The 26,100-nt window shown below is 71.6% G+C and carries 29 protein-coding genes and 4 tRNA genes; 6 read left to right on the top strand and 27 right to left on the bottom strand.

Annotated elements, in window-relative coordinates:
• Positions 1-82: 82 nt before the first annotated feature.
• The 6 genes from ACFZP7_RS20765 to ACFZP7_RS20740 form a co-directional block, all read right to left on the bottom strand.
• A complete protein-coding gene (locus tag ACFZP7_RS20765; RefSeq protein WP_385635174.1) occupies positions 83-895 on the bottom strand; it encodes a hypothetical protein in 813 nt (270 codons plus the stop codon).
• Between the two features lie 115 nt (positions 896-1,010).
• The gene (gene rplA, locus ACFZP7_RS20760) at positions 1,011-1,736 is read right to left on the bottom strand and encodes a 50S ribosomal protein L1 (protein ID WP_019329683.1); all 726 of its coding nucleotides are present in this window, start codon (positions 1,734-1,736) and stop codon (positions 1,011-1,013) included.
• Between the two features lie 108 nt (positions 1,737-1,844).
• Positions 1,845-2,279, bottom strand: coding sequence for a 50S ribosomal protein L11 (gene rplK, locus ACFZP7_RS20755; RefSeq protein WP_006130605.1), 435 nt, complete (start codon positions 2,277-2,279; stop codon positions 1,845-1,847).
• Positions 2,280-2,448: 169 nt separating this feature from the next.
• Positions 2,449-3,333: a transcription termination/antitermination protein NusG gene (gene nusG / locus ACFZP7_RS20750; protein ID WP_385635172.1), complete on the bottom strand. Its 885-nt coding sequence runs from the start codon at positions 3,331-3,333 to the stop codon at positions 2,449-2,451.
• Positions 3,334-3,413: 80 nt separating this feature from the next.
• The gene (gene secE, locus ACFZP7_RS20745) at positions 3,414-3,701 is read right to left on the bottom strand and encodes a preprotein translocase subunit SecE (RefSeq protein WP_030970218.1); all 288 of its coding nucleotides are present in this window, start codon (positions 3,699-3,701) and stop codon (positions 3,414-3,416) included.
• A gap of 108 nt (positions 3,702-3,809) precedes the next feature.
• Positions 3,810-3,882, bottom strand: a tRNA-Trp gene (locus ACFZP7_RS20740).
• Positions 3,883-4,244: 362 nt separating this feature from the next.
• Between ACFZP7_RS20740 and ACFZP7_RS20735 the strand changes: the two genes are divergently transcribed.
• Both ACFZP7_RS20735 and ACFZP7_RS20730 read left to right on the top strand, forming a co-directional pair.
• Positions 4,245-5,471, top strand: coding sequence for a pyridoxal phosphate-dependent aminotransferase (locus ACFZP7_RS20735; protein ID WP_019329686.1), 1,227 nt, complete (start codon positions 4,245-4,247; stop codon positions 5,469-5,471).
• Positions 5,472-5,592: 121 nt separating this feature from the next.
• Positions 5,593-6,624 carry an adenosine deaminase gene (locus tag ACFZP7_RS20730; protein WP_031022000.1) on the top strand — a complete coding sequence of 344 codons (1,032 nt, stop codon included), beginning with the start codon at positions 5,593-5,595 and terminating at the stop codon, positions 6,622-6,624.
• Positions 6,625-7,088: 464 nt separating this feature from the next.
• On the opposite strand, the gene ACFZP7_RS20725 is transcribed toward ACFZP7_RS20730, so the two are convergent.
• Positions 7,089-7,697 carry a TetR/AcrR family transcriptional regulator gene (locus ACFZP7_RS20725; RefSeq protein WP_385635170.1) on the bottom strand — a complete coding sequence of 203 codons (609 nt, stop codon included), beginning with the start codon at positions 7,695-7,697 and terminating at the stop codon, positions 7,089-7,091.
• A 103-nt stretch (positions 7,698-7,800) separates the two neighbouring features.
• On the opposite strand from ACFZP7_RS20725, the gene ACFZP7_RS20720 reads away from it, so the two are divergent.
• On the top strand, positions 7,801-8,433 hold the full coding sequence (locus ACFZP7_RS20720) for an NAD(P)-dependent oxidoreductase (RefSeq protein WP_031020889.1): 633 nt from the start codon (positions 7,801-7,803) through the stop codon (positions 8,431-8,433).
• 4 nt (positions 8,434-8,437) lie between these two features.
• Here ACFZP7_RS20720 and ACFZP7_RS20715 read toward each other — a convergent pair whose 3' ends face one another.
• The 9 genes from ACFZP7_RS20715 to ACFZP7_RS20675 form a co-directional block, all read right to left on the bottom strand.
• Positions 8,438-9,493 (bottom strand): UDP-N-acetylmuramate dehydrogenase, encoded by a 1,056-nt coding sequence (locus ACFZP7_RS20715; protein ID WP_220671933.1) that lies wholly within the window; start codon positions 9,491-9,493, stop codon positions 8,438-8,440.
• Positions 9,494-9,573: 80 nt separating this feature from the next.
• Positions 9,574-9,954: a DUF3291 domain-containing protein gene (locus ACFZP7_RS20710; RefSeq protein WP_127444915.1), complete on the bottom strand. Its 381-nt coding sequence runs from the start codon at positions 9,952-9,954 to the stop codon at positions 9,574-9,576.
• Positions 9,955-9,984: 30 nt separating this feature from the next.
• Positions 9,985-11,460, bottom strand: a complete 1,476-nt coding sequence (locus tag ACFZP7_RS20705; protein WP_223780406.1) for an MFS transporter — start codon at positions 11,458-11,460, stop codon at positions 9,985-9,987.
• Positions 11,461-11,576: 116 nt separating this feature from the next.
• Positions 11,577-12,152: a TetR/AcrR family transcriptional regulator gene (locus ACFZP7_RS20700; RefSeq protein WP_030977193.1), complete on the bottom strand. Its 576-nt coding sequence runs from the start codon at positions 12,150-12,152 to the stop codon at positions 11,577-11,579.
• Positions 12,153-12,259: 107 nt separating this feature from the next.
• The gene (locus ACFZP7_RS20695) at positions 12,260-12,688 is read right to left on the bottom strand and encodes a MaoC family dehydratase (protein ID WP_019328344.1); all 429 of its coding nucleotides are present in this window, start codon (positions 12,686-12,688) and stop codon (positions 12,260-12,262) included.
• An 8-nt stretch (positions 12,689-12,696) separates the two neighbouring features.
• Complete coding sequence (locus ACFZP7_RS20690; protein WP_019328345.1) at positions 12,697-13,149, bottom strand: MaoC family dehydratase N-terminal domain-containing protein; 453 nt, start codon at positions 13,147-13,149, stop codon at positions 12,697-12,699.
• Between the two features lie 112 nt (positions 13,150-13,261).
• Positions 13,262-13,426: a 50S ribosomal protein L33 gene (gene rpmG, locus ACFZP7_RS20685; RefSeq protein ID WP_003948671.1), complete on the bottom strand. Its 165-nt coding sequence runs from the start codon at positions 13,424-13,426 to the stop codon at positions 13,262-13,264.
• A 91-nt stretch (positions 13,427-13,517) separates the two neighbouring features.
• Positions 13,518-13,590: transfer RNA gene (locus tag ACFZP7_RS20680), tRNA-Met, on the bottom strand.
• Positions 13,591-13,636: 46 nt separating this feature from the next.
• A tRNA-Thr gene (locus ACFZP7_RS20675) sits at positions 13,637-13,709 on the bottom strand.
• A gap of 211 nt (positions 13,710-13,920) precedes the next feature.
• Between ACFZP7_RS20675 and ACFZP7_RS20670 the strand changes: the two genes are divergently transcribed.
• Positions 13,921-15,186 carry an amidohydrolase family protein gene (locus tag ACFZP7_RS20670; protein WP_031020903.1) on the top strand — a complete coding sequence of 422 codons (1,266 nt, stop codon included), beginning with the start codon at positions 13,921-13,923 and terminating at the stop codon, positions 15,184-15,186.
• A gap of 266 nt (positions 15,187-15,452) precedes the next feature.
• Positions 15,453-16,109, top strand: coding sequence for an SDR family oxidoreductase (locus ACFZP7_RS20665; RefSeq protein WP_029393951.1), 657 nt, complete (start codon positions 15,453-15,455; stop codon positions 16,107-16,109).
• A 68-nt stretch (positions 16,110-16,177) separates the two neighbouring features.
• Here ACFZP7_RS20665 and ACFZP7_RS20660 read toward each other — a convergent pair whose 3' ends face one another.
• Together ACFZP7_RS20660 and ACFZP7_RS20655 are read right to left on the bottom strand one after the other, a co-directional pair.
• Positions 16,178-16,390, bottom strand: a complete 213-nt coding sequence (locus ACFZP7_RS20660) for a hypothetical protein (protein ID WP_030977197.1) — start codon at positions 16,388-16,390, stop codon at positions 16,178-16,180.
• A gap of 108 nt (positions 16,391-16,498) precedes the next feature.
• A tRNA-Tyr gene (locus ACFZP7_RS20655) sits at positions 16,499-16,580 on the bottom strand.
• 236 nt (positions 16,581-16,816) lie between these two features.
• Here ACFZP7_RS20655 and ACFZP7_RS20650 point away from each other — a divergent pair.
• Complete coding sequence (locus ACFZP7_RS20650) at positions 16,817-17,305, top strand: YajQ family cyclic di-GMP-binding protein (RefSeq protein ID WP_019328366.1); 489 nt, start codon at positions 16,817-16,819, stop codon at positions 17,303-17,305.
• Between the two features lie 92 nt (positions 17,306-17,397).
• On the opposite strand, the gene ACFZP7_RS20645 is transcribed toward ACFZP7_RS20650, so the two are convergent.
• The 9 genes from ACFZP7_RS20645 to ACFZP7_RS20605 all read right to left on the bottom strand — a co-directional run bounded on the left by ACFZP7_RS20645 (position 17,398) and on the right by ACFZP7_RS20605 (position 26,099).
• Positions 17,398-17,664 carry a GlsB/YeaQ/YmgE family stress response membrane protein gene (locus ACFZP7_RS20645; RefSeq protein ID WP_019328367.1) on the bottom strand — a complete coding sequence of 89 codons (267 nt, stop codon included), beginning with the start codon at positions 17,662-17,664 and terminating at the stop codon, positions 17,398-17,400.
• Positions 17,665-17,795: 131 nt separating this feature from the next.
• Positions 17,796-18,212 (bottom strand): YccF domain-containing protein, encoded by a 417-nt coding sequence (locus ACFZP7_RS20640; protein WP_086877438.1) that lies wholly within the window; start codon positions 18,210-18,212, stop codon positions 17,796-17,798.
• Positions 18,209-19,072 (bottom strand): zinc metalloprotease HtpX, encoded by an 864-nt coding sequence (gene htpX / locus ACFZP7_RS20635; RefSeq protein ID WP_030977206.1) that lies wholly within the window; start codon positions 19,070-19,072, stop codon positions 18,209-18,211. Before htpX ends, ACFZP7_RS20640 begins: the two co-directional genes overlap by 4 nt.
• 236 nt (positions 19,073-19,308) lie before the next feature.
• The gene (locus ACFZP7_RS20630; RefSeq protein ID WP_385635167.1) at positions 19,309-20,862 is read right to left on the bottom strand and encodes an NADH-quinone oxidoreductase subunit N; all 1,554 of its coding nucleotides are present in this window, start codon (positions 20,860-20,862) and stop codon (positions 19,309-19,311) included.
• Complete coding sequence (locus tag ACFZP7_RS20625) at positions 20,859-22,433, bottom strand: NuoM family protein (protein ID WP_385635165.1); 1,575 nt, start codon at positions 22,431-22,433, stop codon at positions 20,859-20,861. Before ACFZP7_RS20625 ends, ACFZP7_RS20630 begins: the two co-directional genes overlap by 4 nt.
• A gap of 6 nt (positions 22,434-22,439) precedes the next feature.
• Positions 22,440-24,434 carry an NADH-quinone oxidoreductase subunit L gene (locus ACFZP7_RS20620; protein WP_385635163.1) on the bottom strand — a complete coding sequence of 665 codons (1,995 nt, stop codon included), beginning with the start codon at positions 24,432-24,434 and terminating at the stop codon, positions 22,440-22,442.
• Complete coding sequence (gene nuoK, locus ACFZP7_RS20615) at positions 24,431-24,838, bottom strand: NADH-quinone oxidoreductase subunit NuoK (protein WP_127441203.1); 408 nt, start codon at positions 24,836-24,838, stop codon at positions 24,431-24,433. The genes ACFZP7_RS20620 and nuoK overlap by 4 nt, the downstream gene beginning before the upstream one ends.
• Entirely contained in the window at positions 24,838-25,482 is a 645-nt protein-coding gene (locus ACFZP7_RS20610; protein WP_031020925.1) for an NADH-quinone oxidoreductase subunit J, read from the bottom strand. The genes nuoK and ACFZP7_RS20610 overlap by 1 nt, the downstream gene beginning before the upstream one ends.
• Positions 25,479-26,099, bottom strand: coding sequence for a NuoI/complex I 23 kDa subunit family protein (locus ACFZP7_RS20605; protein WP_385635160.1), 621 nt, complete (start codon positions 26,097-26,099; stop codon positions 25,479-25,481). Before ACFZP7_RS20605 ends, ACFZP7_RS20610 begins: the two co-directional genes overlap by 4 nt.
• Position 26,100 lies beyond the last annotated feature (1 nt).

Genomic DNA, 26,100 nt, shown 5'->3' with positions numbered 1-26,100 from the left:
TCCGGAATGGTTCGAACGATCTTGTGATTTACGGGATGTGCCGTGACAGGGGTGGCTCAGCCGTGGTCCTCACACGGGTGGCTCAGCCCTGGTCCCTCGTCCGGCCCAGCAGCTCCGTGAAGTCCGCGGTGTCGGCGGCCGGCGGGCGCTCGGCGGAGACCGCGGCCCCGTAGTCGCTGTAGTACGCCGTCTGGGTCAGCTCCCCGCTCTCCGTCCGTCCCCGCTCGACCTTCTTGACCAGCAGGTCCCGGTCGTCGACCCAGATGTCGACGGTCTGCTCGGTCTTCCCGGCCGTTCCGCCCACGGTGCCGGTCCAGTGCGTGGTGCGCCGGCCGCGGGTCGTCGCCTCCCCCACCCTGCGTACGTCGTCGGAGGCCAGGAGCCGCTTCACCGTCCGGTCGGGCGTGGTCTCGCGCATCCCGTCCGCGACGCCGGCCGCGCCGCTGCCGAGGCCCTCCAGGTCGGCGTAGCCGTACTTGATCCAGTGCCTGCCGCCCACCCGGGCGGCGAAGCCGTCGCCCATCCGGGCGTAGTACGCGTCGGGCAGGTACCGGGCCTCCATGGCCGTGGTGCCCAGCTCGCGCATGGTCGCGGCGGTCGTCCCGCCCGTATAGGTGATCTTCAGGGTGCCGGTGAGGCCGTTCTTCCAGCCGAGGGTCCCCGTGGCGTCCAGGGAGAGTTCGTCGCCCATGACGGTCGTGGACTCGACCCTCGCGGACCCCGCCCGCGCGGTGGCCCGCTCCACGGCGCGCAGCGGCTGGGTCGACGGGTCGGCGGACGGCGCGGGGTCGGCGGTCCCGCCCGAGGACGTGCAGGCCGTGCCGCACGCCAGCGCGACCGTCACCGCGATCACCACGACCGTACGGCGTGCTCCGCTGCTCCTCGCGCCCCTCATGCGCCACCCCCTGCCCGCACGTTAACGCAGTGCTGCGACACCTGTACGGGAAAGGGAACGGGCCCCGCACCTCGAAAGGTGCGGGGCCCGTGAACCGGTGGGGCGAGCCGTGGGCTCAGACCGCGGCCGGGTCCTCCTCGACGAGGAGGTTGCGGGTGCGGTTGGAGTCGACCGGGATGCCGGGGCCCATCGTGGTGCTGATGGCGGCCTTCTTGATGTAGCGACCCTTGGCGGCGGACGGCTTCAGGCGGAGGATCTCCTCCAGGGCCGCGCCGTAGTTCTCCACCAGCTTGGTGTCGTCGAACGACGTCTTGCCGATGATGAAGTGCAGGTTCGAGTGCTTGTCGACGCGGAACTCGATCTTGCCGCCCTTGATGTCGTTGACAGCCTTGGCGACGTCCGGGGTCACGGTGCCGGTCTTCGGGTTCGGCATGAGACCACGGGGACCGAGCACGCGGCCGAGGCGGCCGACCTTGCCCATGAGGTCCGGGGTGGCGACGACGGCGTCGAAGTCCAGACGGCCCTTCGACACCTCGTCGATCAGCTCGTCGGCGCCGACGATGTCGGCGCCCGCGGCACGCGCGGCCTCGGCACGGTCACCGGTCGCGAAGACCAGGACCCGGGCGGTCTTGCCGGTGCCGTGCGGGAGGTTCACGGTGCCACGGACCATCTGGTCGGCCTTGCGCGGGTCGACACCCAGGCGGAAGGCGACCTCGACGGTGCCGTCGAACTTGGTCGTGGAGGTCTCCTTGGCGAGACGGACGGCCTCGAGCGGGGCGTAGAGCTTGTCCCGGTCGATCTTGGCGTCCGCAGCGCGGAGAGACTTGCTGCGCTTGCTCACTACTGCTCCTGTTGGCTTCTTAGGAGTCGTGGTCCGGGCCGAGCAGGCCCTGCCACACTGTCCTGACCATGCGGCTACCGCCGCGTGGCGTGCTTACGGGGGTGGAGGTCAGCCCTCGACCGTGACGCCCATGGAACGGGCGGTGCCGGCGATGATCTTCTCGGCGGCGTCCAGGTCGTTGGCGTTGAGGTCGGGCATCTTGGTGGTGGCGATCTCACGGACCTGGTCACGCGTGATCTTCGCGACCTTGGTCTTGTGCGGCTCGCCGGAGCCCTTCTCCACACCCGCGGCCTTGAGGATCATCTTCGCGGCCGGCGGGGTCTTGGTGATGAAGGTGAAGGAGCGGTCCTCGTAGACCGTGATCTCCACCGGGATGACCCAGCCACGCTGCGACTCGGTCGCGGCGTTGTAGGCCTTGCAGAACTCCATGATGTTGACGCCGTGCTGACCCAGCGCGGGGCCGACCGGCGGAGCCGGGTTGGCGGCACCGGCCTGGATCTGGAGCTTGATGAGCCCCGTGACCTTCTTCTTCTTGGGAGGCATAGCTCTCCGGGTCCTTTCGATTCGGGTCCTGCCCACCTCCGGGGAACCACCCGGAGACAGGCATACCGCACAACGATAACGGGTATGGATGCGCGGCCAAAAACCGAGCAGGTCAGGCAGTCCCCGAGGGTCCTGCCTGACCTGCGCGGAAGCGTACGTCCGAGAAGAACTAGTTCTTCTGGATCTGGTCGAAGCTCAGCTCGACCGGGGTCTCGCGGCCGAAGATCTCGACGAGGCCCTTGACCTTCTTCGAGTCGGCGTTGATCTCGTTGATCGTGGCCTGCAGCGTCGCGAACGGGCCGTCGGTGACGGTGACCGAGTCGCCGACCTCGAAGTCCAGCACCTGGACCTCGACCTTGCGCTGCGGAGCCGGCTTGCCCTCGGCCTCGGCGGCCTCGCGGGCGGCCTTCTCCTCGGCCTCCGGGGCGAGCATCTTGACGATCTCGTCCAGCGTCAGCGGGTACGGGTCGTAGGCGTTGCCGACGAAGCCGGTGACGCCGGGGGTGTTGCGGACGACGCCCCACGACTCGTTGGTCAGGTCCATGCGGACCAGGACGTAACCCGGCAGCTTGTTCTGGCGGATCGTCTTGCGGTCGCCGTTCTTGATCTGGACGACCTCTTCCTGCGGCACCTCGGCCTGGAAGATGTAGTCCTCGACGTTGAGCGAGACGGCGCGCTGCTCGAGGTTGGTCTTCACGCGGTTCTCGTAACCGGCGTAGGTGTGGATGACGTACCACTCGCCGGGGAGGACGCGCAGCTCGCGGCGGAGCGCCTCGATCGGGTCCAGCTCGGGCTCCTCGGCCGCGGCCTCCTCCGCCTCGGCGGACTCCCCGGCCTCGCCGTCGGCGGCCTCGTCCTCGCCGGCCTCGTCCTGGTCCTCGGCGCTCTCGTCCTGGTCCTCGGCGCTCTCGTCCGCGTCCGCGGCGGCGTCGTCGGCAGCCTCGGTCTCGGCGGAGACCTGGGTGTCCTCGTTGTCGGCGCCCTCGACGGTGCCGAGCTCGTCCTCGACGGACTCGACCGGCTCGATGGCGTCGTTCACGTTCGGGTCAGACACGGTGGCTGCTTCTTCCTGGATACATAGGGGTGGAACACGCGAAAGGGGCGCCGGGTACCTCGGCGCCCTTCGCTCTCGACTCAGCCGAAGATGTACTTGGCGGCGTGAGAGAAGCCATAGTCAATCAGAGTCACCAGGCCGATCATGATGACCACGAAGATGATCACCACGGTGGTGTACGTCGACAGCTGGCTCCGGCTCGGCCAGACGACCTTGCGGAGTTCCGCGACGATCTGGCGGTAGAAGAGCGCGAGGCGCTTCAGCGGGCCCTTCTTGGCGCGCTTGCCGCCCTTGCGGGACTTCTTCTTGGAGTCCGGAGCCTCGTCCTCGGCATCAGGCATGTCGATGGAGCCCACGGCGTCCGTCACTCGTCCTCACCTGATTCCGGGTCGTGGCCGTGCCGCGCCCGGTCTGAGCCGCACGGCGGTGCATTGCTGTACGTACATGCGCACACATCCTGGCGAAGGTGTGTGTAGCAGGGCCGGAGGGACTTGAACCCCCAACCGCTGGTTTTGGAGACCAGTGCTCTACCAATTGAGCTACGACCCTTTGTGTGTCCCCAACGTACCGCATCCGCCCGAGTGCTCGGTGTGCACCGGATGAGTGCGGGCCGCTGAAGGCCAACGAGGTGAGAGTGTACGTGCTCAACGGCCGGGCGTCGAACAGAAAGCGCGTCCGGACTGATGTTCAGGGCTCCGCCCGGTGCGGTGCCGGGTCGGGGGCGGGGGTGGTGATGGGCCGGGGGCGGGTGCGGTGCCGGGCCGGGGCGGGTGTGGTGACGGGGGTGGTGCGGGGCCCGGTCCAGGGAAGGTGCGGGGTCCGGTCCGGGGGCGGTGCGGGGGCCGGTCCGGTTTGTTCAGTCCGTGAAACCCCTGTGCCCGGGAGGTTTCCGGTCTGGAACGATGGGGGCCATGAGCGCTGCAACCCCTCCCACCGAGCGCCGGGTCTCCGCCCGAGTCGGCGCGATCTCCGAGTCCGCCACCCTCGCCGTGGACGCCAAGGCCAAGGCCCTCAAGGCCGCCGGGCGACCGGTGATCGGCTTCGGCGCCGGTGAGCCCGACTTCCCGACGCCGGACTACATCGTCGAGGCCGCCGTCGAGGCGTGCAAGAACCCGAAGTTCCACCGCTACACGCCGGCCGGCGGTCTGCCGGAGCTGAAGGCCGCGATCGCCGCGAAGACGCTGCGCGACTCCGGCTACGAGGTCGACCCGTCGCAGATCCTGGTCACCAACGGCGGCAAGCAGGCCATCTACGAGGCGTTCGCCGCGATCCTCGACCCGGGCGACGAGGTCATCGTCCCGGCCCCGTACTGGACGACGTACCCGGAGTCGATCCGGCTGGCCGGCGGTGTCCCCGTCGAGGTCGTCGCCGACGAGACCACCGGCTACCGCGTGAGCGTGGAGCAGCTGGAGGCCGCGCGCACCGAGAAGACGAAGGTCGTCCTGTTCGTGTCGCCGTCCAACCCGACGGGCGCCGTGTACAGCGAGTCCGAGACCGAGGCGATCGGCAAGTGGGCCGTCGAGCACGGGCTGTGGGTGCTGACGGACGAGATCTACGAGCACCTCGTCTACGGCGACGCGACCGCGGTCTCCATGCCGGCGGTCCTGCCCGAGCTGCGCGACAAGTGCATCGTGGTCAACGGCGTCGCCAAGACCTACGCGATGACCGGCTGGCGGGTCGGGTGGGTCATCGGCCCGAAGGACGTCGTCAAGGCCGCGACGAACCTCCAGTCGCACGCCACGTCCAACGTGTCCAACGTCGCCCAGGCGGCGGCGCTGGCCGCGGTCTCCGGTGACCTGGACGCCGTGGCGAAGATGCGGGAGGCGTTCGACCGGCGCCGCAGGACGATCGTGCGGATGCTCAACGAGATCGACGGCGTGCTGTGCCCGGAGCCGGAGGGGGCGTTCTACGCCTACCCGTCGGTGAAGGCGCTGCTCGGCAAGGAGATCCGGGGCAAGCGCCCGCAGGACACGGTGGAGCTGGCCGCGCTGATCCTGGAGGAGGCGGAGGTCGCGGTGGTGCCGGGTGAGGCGTTCGGTACGCCCGGGTACCTGCGGCTGTCGTACGCGCTCGGGGACGAGGACCTCGTCGAGGGTGTCTCCCGGATCCAGAAGCTGCTGGCGGAGGCGCGGGACTGATCCCGCCCGCCGCGACAGGGCACCCCGTGACGTCACGGGGTGCCCTGTTTGTTTGTGCGAGCAAGACCACGTACGGGGAAAGTGCTGTCGGGTCGGGCGTGTCGTGCGGCAGGATCACGGAATGGAGCGTGTACGTGATCTCTCTGAACTGCCGAAGGCCCATCTGCACCTGCACTTCACCGGGTCGATGCGGCCCACGACCCTGCTGGAGCTGGCCGACAAGCACGGCGTGCGGCTGCCCGATTCGCTGACCGAGGCGCTGGAGCGCGGGGAGTCGCCGAAGCTGCGGGCGACGGACGAACGGGGCTGGTTCCGTTTCCAGCGGCTGTACGACGCGGCGCGGTCGTGTCTGCAGGAGCCGGAGGACATCCAGCGGCTGGTGCGGGAGGCGGCGGAGGAGGATCTGCGGGACGGGTCGGGGTGGCTGGAGATCCAGGTGGACCCGACGTCGTACGCGCCGCGGCTGGGCGGGCTGATTCCGGCGCTGGAGATCATCCTGGACGCGGTGGAGACGACCGTGCGGGACACCGGGATCGGGATGCGGGTGCTGGTGGCCGCGAACCGGATGAAGCATCCGCTGGACGCGCGGACGCTGGCGCGGCTGGCGGTGCGGTACGCGGACCGGGGGGTGGTGGGGTTCGGGCTGTCCAACGACGAGCGGCGGGGCATGGCCCGGGACTTCGACCGGGCGTTCGCCATCGCGCGGGAGGGCGGGCTGCTGTCGGCTCCGCACGGGGGTGAGCTGACCGGGCCGGCGTCGGTGCGGGACTGTCTGGACGACCTGGAGGCGGACCGGATCGGGCACGGGGTGCGGGCGGCGGAGGACCCGCGGCTGCTGAAGCGGCTTGCCGACCGGCAGGTGACGTGCGAGGTGTGTCCGGCGTCGAACGTCGCGCTGGGGGTGTACGAGAAGCCGGAGGACGTGCCGCTGCGGACGCTGTTCGAGGCGGGGGTGCCGATGGCGCTGGGCGCGGACGATCCGTTGCTGTTCGGGGCGCGGCTGGCGGCGCAGTACGAGATCGCGCGCGAGCACCATGGGTTCACGGACGCGGAACTGGCGGAACTGGCGCGGCAGTCGGTGCGGGGGTCGGCCGCGCCGGAGGACGTGAAGGGGAAGCTGCTGGCCGGGGTGGACGCGTGGCTGGCGGGGTAGGCGCCGCCTACGGGTGCCTCCGGCGGTTGGGCGGGGGTGCCTGCGGGTGCCTCCGGCGGTGGTGCGGGGATGCCTGCGGCGGCCTGTGCGGGTTCGTGGGTGGGATGCCTGCGGCGCCGCTGCGGCTTCGGTGGGGGTACGCGTAGCGCGATCCGTTGTGGGGTGGGACGGGGCCGCGCCGGGGGGTGTCCGTCCTCGGAACGGCGCGAAATCGGTCGGCCACAGATCTGAACGGCGCGGACGCGCCAACCGCTGCGGGCGGACACCCCCCGACACGTCCCCTCCCGCCGTACGCGGCTACCCCGCCATGCCGCCTGAGCTGCGGGCAGTCCTCCCACCCAGCTGCGGGCAGTCGTGCCGCTGGGGCGGCACGGGTGGGCGCAGCGGCACCCCGGTAGCGCCGGGCTGCGCACCCACCCCCCGGCCCGCACCCACGCCGGGCGCGAAGTAGGCGTCGGGTGCCGTCATCCACTCACCCCGCCGATCCCCACCAGCACCGTCCGGACCAGGCGTCGCGCGAACGCGTCGGCGGGCGGCAGCCCACCCTCCCCCAGCACGTCGTACGCGAACGCCCGCTGCGCACACGCCCCCAGCAGCAGCGACGCCGCCGCGAAGGCGTCCGCGTCCTCCCTCACCCGCCCCGCCTCCTGCTCGGCACGGAGATAGGCGGCCAGGCCCTCGATCGGCAGGTGCGGGCCGGTGCCCAGCTCCCGCATGGCCTCGTCGTGCCGTCGCTTCAGTTCCGTCTGGGCGTACAGCGACGCGGCGATCGGGAAGCTCTGTTCGTAGAAGAGCGCGGCCTGGCGGACGATCTCCGTGAGGTTCTCCTCCAGCGGCGCCCGGTCCGGCTCGGCGGCGAGGCTCCGCAGCAGGGGTCCCAGCCGGGGCAGCCGCTCGGAGAGGACCCGGATGAACAGCTCCTCCTTGCTCGCGAAGTGCTTGTACAGCGCCGCCTCGGAGCAGTCCGCCCCCTTGGCGATCTCCTTGGTCGTGGCGCGGGCGAGCCCGACGGTGAGCATCAGCTCGTGGGCGGCGTCCAGGATGCGCTCCCGGGCCGGCTTGGCGGACGGCATGCGTTCTCCAGTCGGGCTTGACCGGCGTGTGAGTACTTACTCACCATAGAGGAGAGAGGGGTGAGTGAGTACTCACCCACCGCAGCTTCGGATGGGGATCGCCATGAAACTGACCGTCTTCGGCGCCACGGGGGGCATAGGCCAGGAGGTCGTCCGGCAGGCGCTCGGCGCGGGTCACCAGGTCACGGCTGTCGTACGGGACCCGGCACGGCTGTCGGTGACCGGCGAGGGCCTGGAGGTGTTCCGTGCGGATCTGAGCGAGCCGGAGTCGGTGCGTCCGGCGGTGGCCGGGCGGGACGCCGTGCTGTCCGGACTCGGCGCCCGCACCCGCAAGGACGCGGGAGTCGCGACCCGGCTGACCCGGACGGTGCTCGCCGCGATGCGGGCGGAGGACGTGCGCCGGCTGCTGGTGGTCAGCGCCGCCCCGGTGGGCCCCGCCCCGCAGGGTGACGGCGCCCTGGACCGCGCGGTGCGCGGCATCGTCTCCGCCGTGCTGAAGGACACCTACGCCGACCTGCGCGCCATGGAGGAGGAGCTGGCCCGCAGCGGCCTGGACTGGACGGTCGTGCGGCCGCCGCGGCTGCAGGACAAGCCGCTCTCCGGCCGCTACCGGACGGTGGTCGGCGGCTCCCCGGCCAAGGGGCGTTTCGTGGGCCGCGCCGACGTCGCCCACGCGATGCTGGCGATGACCGAGGACCCGGCGACCGTGCGGCAGGGGGTCGGCGTCGCCTACTGAGGGGTCACAGGGTCACGCCGACCGTCACCGGCTCGTTGACCAGCGTGACGCCGAAGGCGTCCCGGACCCCGGCGACGACCTCGCGGGCCAGGGCGAGGAGGTCCTCGGTGGTCGCCTCGCCGCGGTTGGTGAGGGCGAGGGTGTGCTTGGTGGAGATGCGGGCGGGGCCGGTGCCGTACCCCTTGGTGAAGCCCGCCTTGTCGATCAGCCAGGCGGCGGAGGTCTTGATGCGGCCCTCGCCCGCGGGGAAGGCGGGCGGTTCCACGGCGTCGCCCAGGCGTTCGGCCACGCGGGCGCGGAACGCGGTGAACTCGGTGTCGGTGAGGATCGGGTTGGTGAAGAACGACCCGGCCGACCAGGTGTCGTGGTCCTCGGGGTCGAGGACCATGCCCTTGCCCGCGCGGAGCTTCAGCACGGTGTCGCGGGCGGCGGCCAGCGGGACCCGGTCGCCGGCTTCGACGCCCAGGGCGCGGGCGGTCTCGGCGTAGCGGAGGGGCGCGGAGAGACCGTCGGCGTCCTCCAGCTCGAAGCGGACGCCGAGGACGACGTACCGCTCGGGCTCCGCCTTGAAGCGGCTGTGGCGGTAGGAGAAGGCGCAGTCGGCGCCGGTGAGCGTGACCGTCTCGCGGTTCCGGCGGTCGTAGGCGGTGACCTCGGTGATCGTCGAGGAGACTTCCTGGCCGTACGCGCCCACGTTCTGGATGGGGGTCGCGCCGGCCGAGCCGGGGATGCCGGCCAGGCACTCGACGCCGGCGAGTCCGGCCTCGACGGTGCGGGCGACGGCGTCGGTCCAGATCTCGCCCGCCGCCACCGTGAGCGTCGTGCCGTCGAGGGAGAGGCCGCGGGTGGCGATGTGCACGGCGGTGCCGTCGAAGCCCTTGTCGCCGATGACCAGATTGGAACCGCCGCCGATGAGCAGCAGCGGCGTGCCGGCGTCGTCGGCCTCGCGGACGGCGGCGATCAGCTCGGCGTCGGTGGTGGCCGTGATCAGCCGGGTCGCTGGGCCGCCCAGCCGGAAGGTGGTCAGCGGGGCGAGGGGCGCGTCGTGGAGTTCCTGCACGCGGTCAAGAGTACGAGACGGCACCGACGGGGTCCGGCAGCGGGAAACGCCCCGGCCGGCGGGCCGGGGCGTTCCTCGGTTCAGGCCAGGCGCTTTCGTACGTCGGTCCAGTCCACGGGCAGGTCGTCGCTCGACGCCGCCCAGGAGGCGAACGCGGAGTCCCGCATCTGTGCGGACAGGCCGCGGGAGGCGGGCGCGTGGGTTCCGGAGCGGGCGAAGTCCCTGAGGGCCGCCGGCGACTCCCAGGCGGACAGGGTCCAGAAGGTGCGTTTGAACGGTTCGGCCTTGAGCGAGGCGCCGTACGCACCGGGCGCGGCCTTGATCTGCCGCCACACGCCCGGCGTGCGGGCCAGGAACTTCAGCGCTCCCCACAGGGTGCGCGTCTCGAAGCGGGAGGCGAAGACGTGGACCTCCGTCCCCGGCGGCGGCTGGTTGGGCACGGTCCAGGGCAGGGTGGGCATGTCGGGCTCCTTTCGCGTCGGGCGGGCGGGTCAGCGGGTGGCCGGCGCGGCGGCGGGGAGGGGCGCCTGTTCGGCGGGCGGCAGGCTCGCGGGGTGGCCCGTGGGCGTGTCCGCGTCGCGTCGGCGGGCCGGGATCAGCAGGGCCGCGACACCGGCGAGGGCCACGACCGCGGCGCCCACCGCCACGGCCGGCCGCAGCCCGTCGACGAAGGTCTGCGCGGACTCGTAGCTGCCCCGGGCGGCGAAGATCGAGGACATGACCGCGATGCCGAGCGCCCCGCCCACCTCCCGCAGGGCGTTGTTGGCGCCCGAGGCGATCCCCTGCTCCTTGGCGACGACGCTGGACATCACCAGGGCGGAGGCCGGGGCGAAGAACAGGGCCATGCCGATGCCGCTGATGATCAGGCCGGGCAGCTGGACGGCGTAGGAGGCGTCGGCCGTGACCACGGAGGCGAGGTAGCCGAGGCCGGCCGCTTGGAGGAAGAGGCCGGTGGCGACGACCGGGCGCCCCCCGATCCGGTCCGAGAGGAGGCCGGCGATCGGTGCGACCAGCATCGGCATGCCGGTCCAGGGCAGCATGCGCAGCCCCGCCTCGGTGGGCGTGTAGCCGAGCACGCCCTGCATGTACTGGGCGAGCAGGAAGATCGAGCCGAACATCCCCAGGAACATCAGCAGGCTCGCCGCGTTGACGCCGGCGAAGGCGCGGGAGCGGAAGAGGCGCATCGGGAGCATGGGGTTCTTCGCCCGGGTGCTGTAGAGGACGAAGCCGACGAGCAGCGCGGCGCCGGCGAACAGGCTGGTCAGCACGACCGGGCCGGTCCAGCCGTCGACCGGCCCGCGGACCAGCCCGTAGACGATGCCGAAGAGTCCGCCGCTGGCGAGCAGGGTGCCGGGCACGTCCAGTGGCGCGCCGGTGCCGTGCGACTCGGCGAGGCGGAGACGGGCGAGCGGCAGCAGGGCCAGGCCCAGCGGAACGTTCAGCCAGAAGATCCACTGCCAGGAGATGTGCTCGGTGAGGCTGCCGCCGACCAGCGGCCCGGAGGCGACGGCGAGCCCGTTGACGGCGCCCCAGATGCCGTACGCCATCCCGCGTCGTTCGGCGGGCACGGCGGCCGTCAGCAGGGTCAGTGTCAGCGGCATCATGATCGCCGCGCCCACGCCCTGCACCGCGCGGGCGGCGATCAGGGAGTCGAGGCCGGGGGCCAGGGCCGCGGCGGCGGAGGCGGCGGTGAAGACGGTGATGCCGACCAGGAAGAGCCTGCGGCGGCCGAAGCGGTCGCCGAGGGCCGCGCCGAACATCAGCAGGACGGCGAAGGTGAGCGTGTAGGCGCTCACGGTCCATTCGAGGTCGTGCAGCGCCCCGCCCAGGTCCTCGCGGATGGAGGGCAGGGCGGTGGTGACGACGAGGTTGTCCAGGGCCGCCATGAATCCGGCGACGCTGGTGATGACGAGGGCCCAGGCCGTTCCCCCACGGCGGGTGCCCGGTCGTGCGCCTTGCTGTGACATCTCTCCCCCAGAGGGTGTGCACTGCTGCGTCGGACGTTCTTCGATGAGTTATTTAGTTATTGCTGACTAACTTTTGCGGGCATACGGAAGGGCCACTCCCGCGCGGCACCGCGGGCCTAGGCTTCGTCGCCCTGGCCCGGCTTCGCCCGCGCCGAGAGGTAGAAGCCCTCCCAGACCCGGTGCCCCGGCGGGAAGCCCATGCCGGCCAGGGCGTTGACGAGCATGCCGTACGCCATGAAGGTCGTCGTCTCGTTCACGTCGCCGCCGAGCGGCACGTGGACGGCGTCGAAGATCTCCATCCAGCCCTTGCGCACCATCTCGCCGAACTCGTGGTCCCCGGCGGCCTCGGCCGCCGACACCGCCACATAGGTCTGCAACTGCATCTGGAGCTTTTCGGGCTGCTCGGCGATCAGCCGCGTGTAGGCGTCCGCCATGGCGTGCAGCGCCTCTTCGCCGTGGAGCCCCTTCGAGGCTTCCAGGAAGACCTCGCGCGTCTCCCGCAGGCATCGCTGCGAGGCCGCCAGGAAGATCGCCTTCTTGCCCGGGAAGAGCCGGAAGAGATACGGCTGGGAGACCCCCACCCGCTTGGCGATGGCCTCCGTGGACGTGCCGTAGTAGCCGCCCCGGGAGAACTCGCTCATCGCCGCGCGGATGACGCTCTCGCGCCGCTCCTCTGCGCTCATCCTGACCATGAAGGTAAGTTAGTACTCAATCACTAACTACGTCAAGGGTCACACCGACGTGGATACGCGTGAGGGGCGCGCCTCCCCCGGAGGGCGCCCCTCTTTCCTCGGGTCCGTCAGGCGAGCCGCACGACCGCGCGGGACATGCCCAGCACCTTCTGCCCGGCGCTGGTGGCCGTGAGGTCGACGCGGACGGTGTTGTCGTCGAGCTTGGCCGCGACCTTGGCGCTCACCTCGATGAGGGCGCCCTTGTCGTCGTCAGGGACGACGACGGGCTTGGTGAAGCGGACGCCGTACTCCACGACCGAGCCGGGGTCGCCGGTCCAGTCGGTGACCACGCGGATCGCCTCGGCCATGGTGAACATGCCGTGCGCGATGACGTCCGGCAGGCCGACCTCCTTGGCGAACCTCTCGTTCCAGTGGATGGGGTTGAAGTCGCCGGAGGCCCCCGCGTACCGGACGAGTGTGGCGCGGTCCACGGGGAAGCTCTGGGCGGGCAGTTCGGTGCCGACCTCGACGTCGGAGTAAGCGATCTTCGCCGTCATCGGAATGCTCACGCCCCCTCGGCCGCTCGGGCCACCAGCTTGATCCAGGTGGTCACGACGTGCTCGCCGGCCTCGTCGTGGACCTCACCGCGGATGTCCAGGATGTCGTTGCCCGCCATCGACTTGATCGCCTCGATGGACGAGGTGACGCTCAGCCGGTCCCCGGCGCGCACGGGGCGCGAGTAGGCGAACTTCTGGTCGCCGTGGACCACCCGGCTGTAGTCCAGACCGAGCTGCGGGTCCGCGATGACCTGCCCGGCCGCCCGGAAGGTGACGGAGAACACGAAGGTCGGCGGCGCGATCACGTCCGGGTGACCGAGCGCCTTCGCGGCTTCCGCGTCCGTGTACGCGGGGTGGGCGTCCCCCACCGCCTCCGCGAATTCGCGGATCTTCTCCCGCCCCACCTCGTAGGGCTCGGTGGGCGGATAGGTCCGCCCGACGAAGGACTGGTCGAGCGCCATGGGCTCGGCACCTCCTGCTGTGTCTGTCGGCCTGCTGCCGTGTGCTGCGGTTGGCGAAACGACGTGAGGCCGCCCCCGGTGTTTCGGGGACGGCCTCACGTACGAGCCTGATTTATCGCGTTTCGCGGTGCGCGGTGTGCGCGTTGCAACGCGGGCAGTGCTTCTTCATCTCCAGTCGGTCCGGGTTGTTACGCCGGTTCTTCTTGGTGATGTAGTTCCGCTCCTTGCACTCCACGCAGGCCAGCGTGATCTTCGGGCGGACGTCGGTGGCAGCCACGTGAGTGCACTCCTTGACGAACGGATTGATGGTATTAACGCAAGAAAGAGTAGCCGACTGAAGGACCGACCCCGCAATCGGCTACTGAGAGTAGCGGTGACCGGACTTGAACCGGTGACACAGCGATTATGAGCCGCTTGCTCTACCGACTGAGCTACACCGCTGCGATGCGATCGGGCCCCGCCTTGCGGCGGGAACCTCTCACACCAGAGCCCCAAAACGGAATCGAACCGTTGACCTTCTCCTTACCATGGAGACGCTCTGCCGACTGAGCTATTGGGGCGAGCGATGAAGACATTACACGGTCGCCCGCCGTTCGCCCAAATCCGTTTCGCCGCCCCTGCCCCGGCCCGTCCCGAGCACCCCCCTGGGGCGGCCGCACCGGTACGACTATTCCGCTCCTCCGCGCCAGGGACTGATCACCGTCCTAGGCTCGACTCACTCTGCGTGATCTTGCGTCCCCCACTGCGCAGTCCCGAGCCCAGAGGAGCGCGATGCCCGACAGCCAGCCGCAGCCGTCCCCCTCGCCCTCCCCTTCGGGCCCGGCGGGCCCCGGCTCGCTGCTGCTGGCCGGGGCCCGCCTGACCGACGGCCGGACCGTGGACGTACGGCTGCGCGGCGGACGCATCGAGGCGGTCGGCACGGCCGGCAGTCTGACGCCGGCCCGTTCCCGCGTCCCCGGCGCCCGCGTCGACCTCGCCGGCTACCTGCTCCTGCCCGCCCCCGCCGACCCCCACGTGCACGGCGACACCGCGCTGACGGCCGACGCGCCCGGCCCCGCCTCCTGTGACCCCCCGGACGTCCAGCGCCGGGCCACCGAGGCCGCCCTGCTCCAGCTGGGGCACGGGGCGACCGCGCTGCGCGCGCACGTGCGCGTGGGCGACGTTCCGGGGCTCGGCGCGCTGACGGGCGTCCTGCGCGCCCGGCGTTCCCTGCACGGGCTGACGGACGTGACCGCGGTGGCGATGCCGCGGGTGCTGACCGGGGCGGCCGGCGCCGAGGGGCTGGCGCTGCTGCGGGACGCGGTCAAGATGGGCGCCGACGTGGTGGGCGGGTGTCCCGACCTGGACCCCGATCCGGCGGGGTACGTGGAGGCGGTCCTCGAGGTCGCCGCCGAGCACGGCCTCCCGGTCGACCTGCACACGGACGCCGCCGACCCGGCGCGGCTGGCCCGGCTGGCGGCGATGGCGGGCGGGCTGCGCCCCGGGGTGACCATCGGCCCCTGCGACGGCCTGGGCCGGCTTCCGTCCGAGGTGGCCGCCCGGACGGCGGACCGTCTCGCGGCGGCCGGGGTGACCGTGGTGTGCCTGCCGCAGGGCGCCTGCGGGGCCGTGGAGGGCGGTGACGGCACCACGCCGGTACGGCTGCTGCGGGCGGCCGGGGTGCCGGTGACCGCCGGGAGCGGCGCCCTGCGGGACGTCTCGAACCCGGTCGGGCGCGGCGACCCCCTGGAGGCGGCGTACCTGCTGGCCTCGCGCCACGGGCTGCGCCCCGAGGACGCCTACGAGGCGGTGAGCGCGGCGGCCCGCAAGGCCCTCGGCCTGCCCGAGGTACGCGTGGAGGCGGGCTTCCCGGCCGAACTCCTCGCGGTGCGCGGGGACCGGCTGGCGGGGGCGCTCTCCCTGGCGTACAGCCGGATCGTGGTGCACCGGGGTCGGGTGGTGGCGCGGACGAGCGCGGTACGCGAGTACGGCGACTCGGCGACCGCGACGGACCTGGGCCTGCCGCGGCAGGGGCGCGGGGAGGCGGGGCGGGGGTGAGGGGCGGCCCCGGGGCTGAAGGGCTCAGCAGCCGACAGGAGGTGCGGGGTTGAGGGTCGCGGGGAGCCGGAGACGGCCGCTCCCGCGACTCTCGGCGCTTCTCGGCTCTTCTCGGCTTCTCTCGGCTTCTCTCGGTGATCGGCAGCGGCTGAAGCGCCCGTGGGGCGAGCGGTGGGAGGCGACGGGAGTCGTGCGGCGCGGGCGGCCGACGGGAGGCGGCGCACGTCGTTCGGCGCGGGCGGCCTGTGCGGCGTACGGTCGAAGGCATGCGCATTGTCATCGCTGGTGGTCATGGTCAGATCGCGCTGCGGCTGGAGCGGTTGCTCGCCGCGCGCGGTGACGAGGTGGCGGGCATCATCCGCAAGGCCGAGCAGGCCGACGATCTGCGGGCGGCCGGCGCCGAACCGGTCGTCCTGGACCTGGAGTCGGCCTCGGTGGACGAGGTCGCGGAGCGGCTGCGGGGCGCGGACGCGGCGGTCTTCGCGGCGGGCGCCGGGCCCGGGAGCGGGGCGGCCCGCAAGGAGACGGTGGACAAGGCGGCGGCGGTCCTCTTCGCGGACGCGGCGGTCCGGGCGGGCGTCCGGCGCTTCGTGGTCGTCTCGTCGATGGGCGCCGATCCGGAACATCGGGGCGACGAGATCTTCGACGCCTATCTGCGCGCCAAGGGCGAGGCCGACGCACACGTGCGCGCGCTGGACGGGCTGGACTGGACGATCCTGCGGCCGGGACAGCTGACGGACGACGCCGGTACCGGCCTGGTCCGCCTGGAGGCCCACACCGGCCGCGGGCCCGTGCCGCGCGACGACGTCGCCGCCGTGCTGGCGGAGCTGGTCGACACCCCGGCCACGGCCGGCCTGACCCTGGAGCTGATCTCGGGCTCGGCGCCGGTGTCGGTGGCGGTGAAGTCGGTGGCAGGCAACTGAGGAGCCGGTGCCCGGGGGTGCGGGGCCCTGGATACGAGGCCCTGGACGCCGGGCCCGTCGTACACCGGTCAGAACAGGGGCAGTTGCCCGGGGAAGTCGGGGACGGCGTACCCGTCCAGGGACGGCTGCACGGCACCGAGTTGGGCCGGCCGACGTGACCCCGGGCAGGAGACCAGCTCCCCGCTCCCCCGCGCGCCGGGAGGATCGTGGCGCGCGTAGCGGCCCGCGACGACGGCGATCTCGCGACGGCACTCGGGGCAGTTTCTGCGGCGGGACGACAGGGCCATGCCCCCAGTCTGCCCCCAACGCACCCGGCGCCGGTCCCCGCACACGACGAAGGGCCCCGTGACCTGCTGTTCGGACAGGTCACGGGGCCCTTCGATCCCGTGTGGCGGCGCCAGGATTCGAACCTGGGAAGGCTGAGCCGGCAGATTTACAGTCTGCTCCCTTTGGCCGCTCGGGCACACCGCCGGGGGTCGCTGCCCTTCGAACCGCTTTTCGGCGGTGCTCCGTGGCAACGACGTAAACAATACCCGATGTGGAGGGGTGCTTCGCCACCCGATTGATCGCCGCCCGGGGGACGGCGGGTGGCTAGGCTTGTCCGGATGCGGCCGGGGACCTCTGCGGAGTTCGGCGGCCGCCGCTGCATGCCGGTACGGAGCCGATACGCGGCCCGACACGCACCCAGATACAAGGAGCCACAGGACATGGCCGACTCCAGTTTCGACATCGTCTCGAAGGTCGAGCGGCAGGAGGTCGACAACGCCCTCAACCAGGCCGCCAAGGAGATCTCGCAGCGCTACGACTTCCGGGGCGTGGGCGCCTCGATCGCGTGGTCCGGGGAGAAGATCCTCATGGAGGCCAACTCCGAGGACCGGGTCAACGCCGTCCTCGACGTCTTCCAGTCCAAGCTGATCAAGCGCGGCATCTCGCTGAAGGCGCTGGACGCGGGCGAGCCCCAGCTCTCCGGCAAGGAGTACAAGATCTTCGCGTCGATCCAGGAGGGCATCTCCCAGGAGAACGCGAAGAAGGTGGCCAAGCTCATCCGTGACGAGGGCCCCAAGGGCGTGAAGGCCCAGGTGCAGGGTGACGAACTGCGGGTCTCCTCCAAGAGCCGGGACGACCTGCAGGCCGTGATCGCCCTGCTGAAGAACCAGGACTTCGACTTCGCGCTGCAGTTCGTGAACTACCGGTAATCCGCGCAGAGGGCGGGTGCCGGTGCGGGCCCGCCCTTCCGTGTGCCGTGGCTCCGTGGCTCCGGTCGTCGTCGGGGGCGCCCGGGCCCTCGTCAGTCGCGCGAGTGGCCGAAGAGGAGCCGGTAGCCGATCAAGAGGACCAGGGAACCGCCGATGGCGGCCGCCCAGGTGGCCCCGTCGTAGAAGTCCTTGCTGATCGGGTGGTCCAGCCAGCGGGCCGATATCCAGCCGCCGATGAAGGCGCCCGCGATGCCGATCAGGGTCGTGCCGACGAGCCCTCCCGGGTCGCGGCCCGGCAGCAGGAACTTGGCGACGGCCCCGGCCAGCAGTCCCAGGATGATCCAGCTGATGACGGTCATGACCCGACCCTGCCCCTTCTCGCTGTGTCCGCGCCGTCCCGGTGCTGTGGGCTCTTTCCTCCGCGCGTGTTCCTGACGTCTTGATCGAGAAGACGCCGCCGAGCCGTCCGGCGGTTGCGCGGCGGCGGCTCCTACCAGCCGGTCCGCTGGGTGCCGGCGGTGGCGGTGAACGGCTGGTCCGTCCGTACGATCTCGCGCCCCATCGGGAGCAGGGAGACCGGGATCAGCTTGAAGTTGGCGATGCCGAGCGGGATGCCGATGATCGTCACGCACAGCGCGAGGCCGGTGACGATGTGGCCGATGGCGAGCCACCAGCCGGCGAGGATCAGCCACAGGACGTTGCCGATGCAGGAGGGGGCTCCCGCGTCCCGCCGCTCGACCGCCGTGTACCCGAAGGGCCACAGGGCGTACACGCCGATGCGGAAGGCGGCTATGCCGAACGGGATGCCGATGATCGTGACGCAGAGCAGCGCGCCCGCGACGACGTAGCCGAGGAACAGCCAGAAGCCGCTGAGCACGAGCCAAATGACGTTCAGAATGGTCTTCACTGCTGACGACCTGCCATCTTTTCGAGTCGGGCGATGCGCTCCGCCATCGGTGGATGGGTGGAGAACATCTTCGAGAGGCCCTGCCCGGGACGGAACGGGTTCGCGATCATCATGTGGCTCGCGGTCTCGATCCGGGGCTCCGGAGGCAGCGGGAGCTGCTTGGTGCCGTGTTCGAGCTTGCGCAGGGCTCCGGCGAGGGCGATCGGGTCTCCGGTGAGCTGGGCCCCGGAGGCGTCGGCCTCGTACTCCCGGGAGCGGCTGATCGCCAGTTGGATGACGGTGGCGGCGAGCGGTCCGAGGAGCATGATGAGGAGCATGCCCAGCAGACCGGGTCCGTCATCGTCGTTGGAGCGGCCGATCGGGATGAGCCAGGCGAAGTTGACCAGGAACATGATCACGGAGGCGAGGGCGCCGGCGACGGACGAGATCAGGATGTCGCGGTTGTAGACGTGGCTCAGCTCGTGGCCGATGACGCCGCGCAGCTCCCGCTCGTCGAGCAGGCGCAGGATGCCCTCGGTGCAGCAGACGGCCGCGTTGCGCGGGTTGCGGCCGGTCGCGAAGGCGTTCGGCGCCTCCGTCGGCGAGATGTACAGGCGGGGCATGGGCTGGCGGGCCTGGGTGGAAAGCTCGCGCACCATGCGGTACAGCGCCGGGGCCTCGAACTCGCTGACCGGGCGGGCGCGCATCGCGCGCAGGGCGAGCTTGTCGCTGTTCCAGTACGCGTACGCGTTCGTCCCGAGCGCGACGAGGACGGCGACGACGAGCCCCGCTCGGCCGAAGAAACTGCCGATGACGATGATGAGCGCGGACAGTCCCCCGAGGAGGATCGCGGTCCTGAGCCCGTTGTGCCGGCGGTGCACGGTACGCCCTCCAAGTGGTGCAGCAGGGGAACCCTTTGCTTGCTGGTGTCGCTCGCTGTGGTTGCTTCCTGGTCTCCGAAGCCACCGGTGCCGTGGCATCACGACCAGTGGACCCTTCCGTACTGGTCAACGCCAGGCGAGGGCGCCCAGTTCCCCGGCGCCCACGGCGGCGCGTGTGGTCCGTACGGGTGACGGGCGCGGCGGGCGGTGCGCGGGCGTGCCGGGGACGCGGCGGCTCAGAAGAGACCGGTGGCGGCGAAGCGCAGGATCAGCTGCGGGGCGCCCGAAACGGCGACGGCGAGGACTGCGGTCACGCCGATCGCGGCGGTGAGGGGCGCCGGGGCGCGGTGCCGGGCGGTCGCGGCCGCCTCCTCGGGCGCCCGGAACAGCAGGGCCGTCCACTGGAGGTAGTAGACGAGCGCGATCACGACGTTGGCCGCCATGACGACGGCCAGCCAGCCGAGCCCGGCGTCCACGGCCGCGGAGAAGACCGTGACCTTGGCGAAGAGGCCGATGACGCCCGGCGGCAGCCCGGCCAGACAGAGCAGGAAGAAGGCCAGGAGCAGCGCGGTGAGCGGGTTGGAGGCGTACAGGCCGCGGTAGTCGGCGACGCGGTTGCGGGCCCGGGTACGGCCCACCAGGGCGGCCACCGCGAAAGCGCCGAGGTTCACGGCGGCGTACATGAGGGCGTAGGCGACGGTGGAGCCGATCGAGCGTTCCGGGTCGTCGGAGTACGCGGCGGCGGCGATCGGCACCAGGAGGTAGCCGGCCTGCCCGACGGACGACCAGGCGAGCAGCCGTACCGCGCTGTACGCGCGCGTCGCCCGCTGGCGCAGGGCGCCGACGTTGCCGACGGTCATGGTGAGGGCGGCCAGGACCGCGAGGGCGGGACCCCAGACGTCGGCGTAGGACGGGAGGGCGATGACGGTGACGAGGATCAGGCCGGAGAAGCCGACCGCCTTGCCGATCACGGACAGGTAGGCGGCGATCGGCAGGGGCGCGCCCACATAGGTGTCGGGCACCCAGAAGTGGAAGGGCACGGCGGCCGTCTTGAAGGCGAAGCCGACGAGGGTGAGGACGACGCCGGTCTGGGCGAGCGTGGCGAGCTGCCCGTCGACGTCCTGGACGCGTTCGGCCACCTGGGTGAGGTAGAGGGTGCCGGTGGAGGCGTAGACGAAGCTGATGCCCATGAGGCTGACCGCGGTCGCGGTGACCGAGGACAGGAAGAACTTCAGGGCCGCTTCGGAGGACCGTCGGTCGCCCTGGCGCAGGCCCACGAGGGCGAAGGCGGGCAGGGAGGCGACCTCCAGGGCGACGATCAGGGTGGCGAGGTCGCGGGAGGCGGGCAGCAGCGCGGCGCCGGCCGCGGAGGAGAGCAGCAGGAACCAGAACTCGCCCTCGGGGAGTCCGCGGTCGGCGTCCTTGACGGCGGTGACCGAGAGCAGGGCGGTCACCAGGGCGCCGCCGAGGACCAGGAACTGGAGGGCGAGGGTGAAGGTGTCGGCGGTGTAGCTGCACACGTCGGCGTCGCCGGTCAGGCAGAACGTCGAGCGGTCGTCGTTCACCAGGGGCAGCAGCGTGAGCGCGGCGGCGGCGAGTCCGGCGACCGAGATCCAGCCGAGCAGGGACTTGCGGGCGTCCGGGACGAACAGGTCGGTGACGAGGACGACGAGTCCGACGACCGCCGTGACGGTCGGCGGCGCGATGGCGAGCCAGTCGACGGACTGGACGAGGTTCTGGGCCAGGGGCTGCGACAGGGCCTCGGCGAGGGGCTGGGCCGGGGTGCTCATCGGGTGCCTCCTGAGAGGAGCTGCTGCACGGCCGGGTCGGTCAGCCCGAGGAGGGTCCTGGGCCAGAGTCCGGCGACGACGGTGAGGGCGACGAGCGGCGTCCAGGCGGCGAACTCGTAGGTGCGTACGTCGGTGAGCTTCGGGGCCTCGCGCGGTACGGCGCCCATGCAGACGCGGCGGACCACGATCAGCATGTACGCGGCGGTCAGCAGCGTGCCGAACGCGGCGATCGCCATGAAGGTGAGGAAGGCGGGGCGGCTGAGGTCCTCGTGCGGGTCGAAGGCGCCGAACAGGGCCAGCATCTCGCCCCAGAAGCCGGCCAGGCCGGGCAGGCCGAGGGAGGCGACCGCGGCGAAGGCGAGGAGGCCGCCGAGGCGGGGCGCCTTGCCGTACAGGGCCGCGCCGGTCTCCTCGGCCAGGGTGTCGAGGTCGGTGGTGCCGGTGCGGTCCTTGAGTGCGCCTACGACGAAGAAGAGCAGGCCGGTGATGAGGCCGTGGGCGATGTTGGCGAACAGGGCGCCGTTGACGCCGGTCGGGGTCATGGTGGCGATGCCCAGCAGGACGAAGCCCATGTGGCCGACGGAGGAGTAGGCGATGAGGCGCTTGAGGTCGCCCCTCGCTCCCTTCTTGGCGAGGGCCAGGCAGGCGAGGGAGCCGTAGACGATGCCGACGACGGCGAAGGCGGCGAGGTAGGGCGCGAAGGTGCGGAAGCCCTCCGGTGCGACGGGGAGGAGGATGCGCACGAACCCGTATGTGCCCATCTTCAGCAGGACGCCGGCCAGCAGGACCGAGCCGACGGTCGGGGCGGCTGTGTGGGCGTCGGGCAGCCAGCTGTGCAGCGGCCACATCGGGGTCTTGACCGCGAGCCCGATCCCGATCGCCAATACGGCGATGACCTGCACGGACGCGGTGAGCGACCGGCCGTTGTCAGTGGCGAGTGCCACCATGTCGAACGTGCCCGCGCTGAGTCCGACCAGGAGCAGGCCGAGCAGCATGACGACGGAGCCGAGGAGGGTGTAGAGGATGAATTTCCAGGCCGCCCCGGCCCGTCCCTCGCCGCCCCAGCGGGCGATGAGGAAGTACATCGGGATCAGGACCATCTCGAAGGCGAGGAAGAACAGGATCAGGTCGAGGACGGCGAAGGTCGCGAGGGTGCCGGACTCGAGGACGAGCAGCAGCGCGACGAAAGCCTTCGGGGACGGGCCCGACGGCATGTTGAAGTACGAGTAGAGCGCGCAGAGGAAGGTCAGCAGCGCGGTCAGGACCAGCAGGGGGAGGGAGATGCCGTCGATGCCGAGGTGGATGCGCACGTCGAGTGCGGGGATCCAGCTGATGTCCGTGCCGGCCTGCATCCTCGACGGGTGGTCGTGGTCGAAGCCGAGCACGAGGACGATCGCGGCGACGAGGACGGCACCGGTGACGGTGACGCCGTGCCGCAGGACGGCCTGGTCGGGTGACTTCCCCTTCAGCCCCGGAGGGGCGGGCAGGAGAGCGGCGGCGGCACCGATGAGCGGGCCGACGACGACCAACGCCAGAAGGAACTGCATCACGGACTCGTTGATATCGATCACGCCTGCTCACGCTCCCGTGGCGACGAGGACGGCGGCGACCGCGAGGACGACGGTGCCGGCGAGCAGCGCGCTCACATAGGTCTGCACATTGCCGGTCTGGGCCCGGCGTACGGCGGTTCCCAGGACCCGCGGCAGGGCTCCCGCCCCGCGGACGTAGGTGTCGACGACCTCCCGGTCGAGGAACCGCACGAGACGCGCGCCGGCCTGGACCGGGCGGACGAAGAGGGTCGTGTACACCGCGTCCAGGTGGAAGCCGACGGCCGCGTGCCGGTGCAGCGGGCCCAGCAGGAGCCGGCCGGGGTCGGACGGGTCGGGGGCGTGGGCGATGTCTCCGTAGGCCGGTTCATGACTGGCGATGGCCTCGGCCTCCACTAGCGCGGCGTCGCCCTCCGGGTGGGCCGCGACCGCGCCGAGCGGCGGGCGGGCGGCGAGCGACGTGGTGTGGCGCCAGGCGGCGTAGGTGACGATGCCGCCGACCAGGGCCACGCCCGTGCCGAGCACGGAGGTGGTGAGGGTCGGCGTGAGGTCGTGGCCGTCGAACCAGTCGGGCAGGAGGCGGAAGGCGAGCCCGCCGAGGGCGAGTGACGGGATCGCGAGGACCCAGAGCACGGCGTTCATGGCCACGGGCTGCCGGCCGTGGTCGGGGGCTTCGGCGCCCCGTCCGCGGAAGGCCAGGAGCCACAGGCGCGTCGCGTAGGCGGCGGTGAGCAGGGCCGTGACCAGGCCGGCCAGGAGGACGGTCCAGCCCGCGGCGCCGGGCGCCTGCCCGGTGTGGCCGGTGGCGGCGTGTTCAGCGGCGACGAGGACGGACTCCTTGGAGAAGAAGCCGCTGAAGGGCGGGATCGCGGCGAGGGCGAGCAGCGCCACGGTCATCGTCCAGTAGGCGTCCGGGACGCGGTCGCGCAGGCCCCGCATGCGGGACATGGCGGCCAGCGAGTTGGTGCCGGCGGCGTGGATGATCACGCCGGCGGCGAGGAACAGCAGGGCCTTGAAGGCGCCGTGGGTGAGGAGGTGGAAGACGGCGGCACCGCGGTCGCCGACGGCGAGGGCGCCGGTCATGTAGCCGAGCTGACCGATGGTCGAGTAGGCGAGGACGCGCTTGATGTCGTCCTGGGCGAGCGCGGCGAGCGCCGAGCCGACCATCGTGACGGCCGCCATCACGGCGAGGACGACCATCGCGGCGTGCGAGGTCTGGAAGAGCGGGAGGAGCCGGGCGACGAAGTAGACGCCGGCGGCGACCATCGTCGCGGCGTGGATGAGCGCGGAGACGGGTGTCGGGCCCGCCATCGCGTCGGGGAGCCAGGTGTGCAGCGGGAACTGCGCCGACTTGCCCGCCACACCGGCCAGGAGCAGCAGCGCGATCAGCGTCGGGTGGTCGAGCGAGCCGCTCGCGACCGCGCCGAGGATCTTGATGATGCGGAAGGAGCCGGCCTCGGTGGCCAGCGCCAGCAGACCGATCAGGAAGGGGACGTCACCGAGCTTGGTCACCAGGAAGGCTTTGAGGGAGGCGGCGCGGGCCTGCGGGGTCTCCCAGTAGTGGCCGACCAGGAAGTACGAGCAGATGCCCATGATCTCCCAGCCGACCAGCAGCACCATGAGGTCGCCCGAGTAGACGACGAGGAACATGGCGGAGGTGAACAGGGAGACGAGAGCGGCGTACGAGGGGTAGCGCGGGTCGTCGCGCAGGTAGCCCGTCGAGTAGATCTGCACGCAGGTGGCGACGGAGCCGACCAGGACGGCGACCAGGGCGGCGAAGCCGTCGATGTGCAGGGCGAGTTCGACGGGGACCGATCCGGTGGGGGTCAGCTCGGTGACGGCGTCCACGGCACGGCCGCCGCCCTGGCGGGCCGCCACGAGTACGGCGAGGACGAGGGACGCCAGGGTCGGCAGTACGGCGAGGGGCCGGACGAAGCCGGGCGCGGCGCGGCCCAGCAGGAGACCGGCGGCTGCCCCGAGGAACGGGAGGACGGGGACGAGTACGGCGAGGGTGGTCGTGGTCACGCGGTGGCCTCAGCCTTCTCGGCGGCCGGCCCGGCCGCGGGAGTACCGGTGCCGGGTCCGTCGTCGTCGGGGCCGTCTTCGTCGGGGCCCTCGGCGGTGTCGCGGAGCTTGTCGATGTCCGAGGTGCCGCGGTTGCGGTGGACGGCGAGCACGATCGCCAGGCCGATGCCGATCTCGGCGGCCGCGATGGCGATGGTGAACAGGGTCAGGGCCTGCCCGGAGTGCAGGGTCTCCTCGGCCGCCTTGCTGAGCCAGACGTCGAAGGCGACCAGGTTGAGATTGACGGCGTTGAGCATCAGCTCGACCGACATCAGGACCAGGATCGCGTTGCGGCGGGCGAGGACGCCGTACAGGCCCGTGCAGAAGAGGAGGACGGAGAGAACGGCGGGATAGGCGAGGTGCATCAGCGGACACCGCCCTTGTCGGAGCCGTTCGGGGTGGTGGGCCGGCCGGTGTCGGTCGCGCGGTCCGCCTTCGCCCTGCGGGAGAGGACGATGGCGCCGACCAGGGCGGCGAGGAGGAGGACCGAGAGGGCCTCGAAGGGGAGGACCCAGTTCTGGAACAGGCTCGCCCCGGTGACGGCGGTGGAGCCCGCCGCCGGGCCGTCCAGGTCGATCCAGGTGGTGCGGAAGGCGTCGACGACGACCCACACGAGGGACGCGGCGGCGGCCACGGCCACCGTGAGGGCGGCCCAGCGGTTGCCGGAGTCGGCGTCAGGGGAGCGGCCGATGGGGGCTCTGGTGAGCATCAGGCCGAACAGGAGGAGGACGACGACGGCGCCGACGTAGATGAGGACCTGCACCCAGGCGATGAACTCGGCGGTGAGGAGGAGGTATTCGACGGCGAGGCCCCCGAGGGCCACCACGAGCCAGAGGGCGGCGTGGACCAGCTGGCGGGTGGTGACGGTGACGACGGCGGCGCCCAGGGTGACCAGGCCGACGAGGACGAAGGCGATCTCCACGCCGGTCGGGGAGAGGAAGCCGTGCGTTGCGGCGGCCAGGGGCGTCGGGCCCGCGGCGAGGTGCCCGGCGGTCGCTGCGAGGGTCATTCCCGGCCCTCCTGCTCGGGGCGGGCCGCGTCCCGCGGGGCGGCTTCCCGCTCTCCGGCCTCCCGCTCTGCGGCCTCCTGCTCTGCGGCCTCCCGCTGGGCGGCCAGCTTGTCGGCGGTCTTGCGGGCGGCGGCGAGTTCCTTCGGCTCCTCCGCCCCGGGGTCCAGGGCGGGCGGGGCCGGCACCGTCCACATCCACTCGCGGAGCTTGTCGCGCTCGTGGGTGAGGTCGCGGATGTCGGTCTCGGAGTACTCGAACTCCGGGGACCAGAACAGGGCGTCGAAAGGACAGACCTCGATGCAGATGCCGCAGTACATGCACAGCGAGAAGTCGATGGCGAAGCGGTCGAGGACGTTGCGGCTGCGCTCGCGCCCGCCGGGGGCGGCCGCCGGGACCGTCTCCTTGTGGGAGTCGATGTAGATGCACCAGTCCGGGCACTCGCGGGCGCACAGCATGCAGACCGTGCAGTTCTCCTCGAACAGGCCGATCACGCCTCGGGTGCGGGGCGGGAGTTCGGGCTGGACGTCGGGGTACTGCTCGGTGACGGTCTTCTTGGTCATCGTGCGCAGGGTGACGGCCAGGCCCTTGGCCAGACCCGAGCCGGGGATGGGGGGCATG

Source organism: Streptomyces sp. SudanB5_2050 (assembly GCF_964272335.1).
In the GTDB taxonomy this organism is placed as follows: domain Bacteria; phylum Actinomycetota; class Actinomycetes; order Streptomycetales; family Streptomycetaceae; genus Streptomyces; species Streptomyces rochei.
This window is presented reverse-complemented; position numbering and strand designations above follow the sequence as displayed.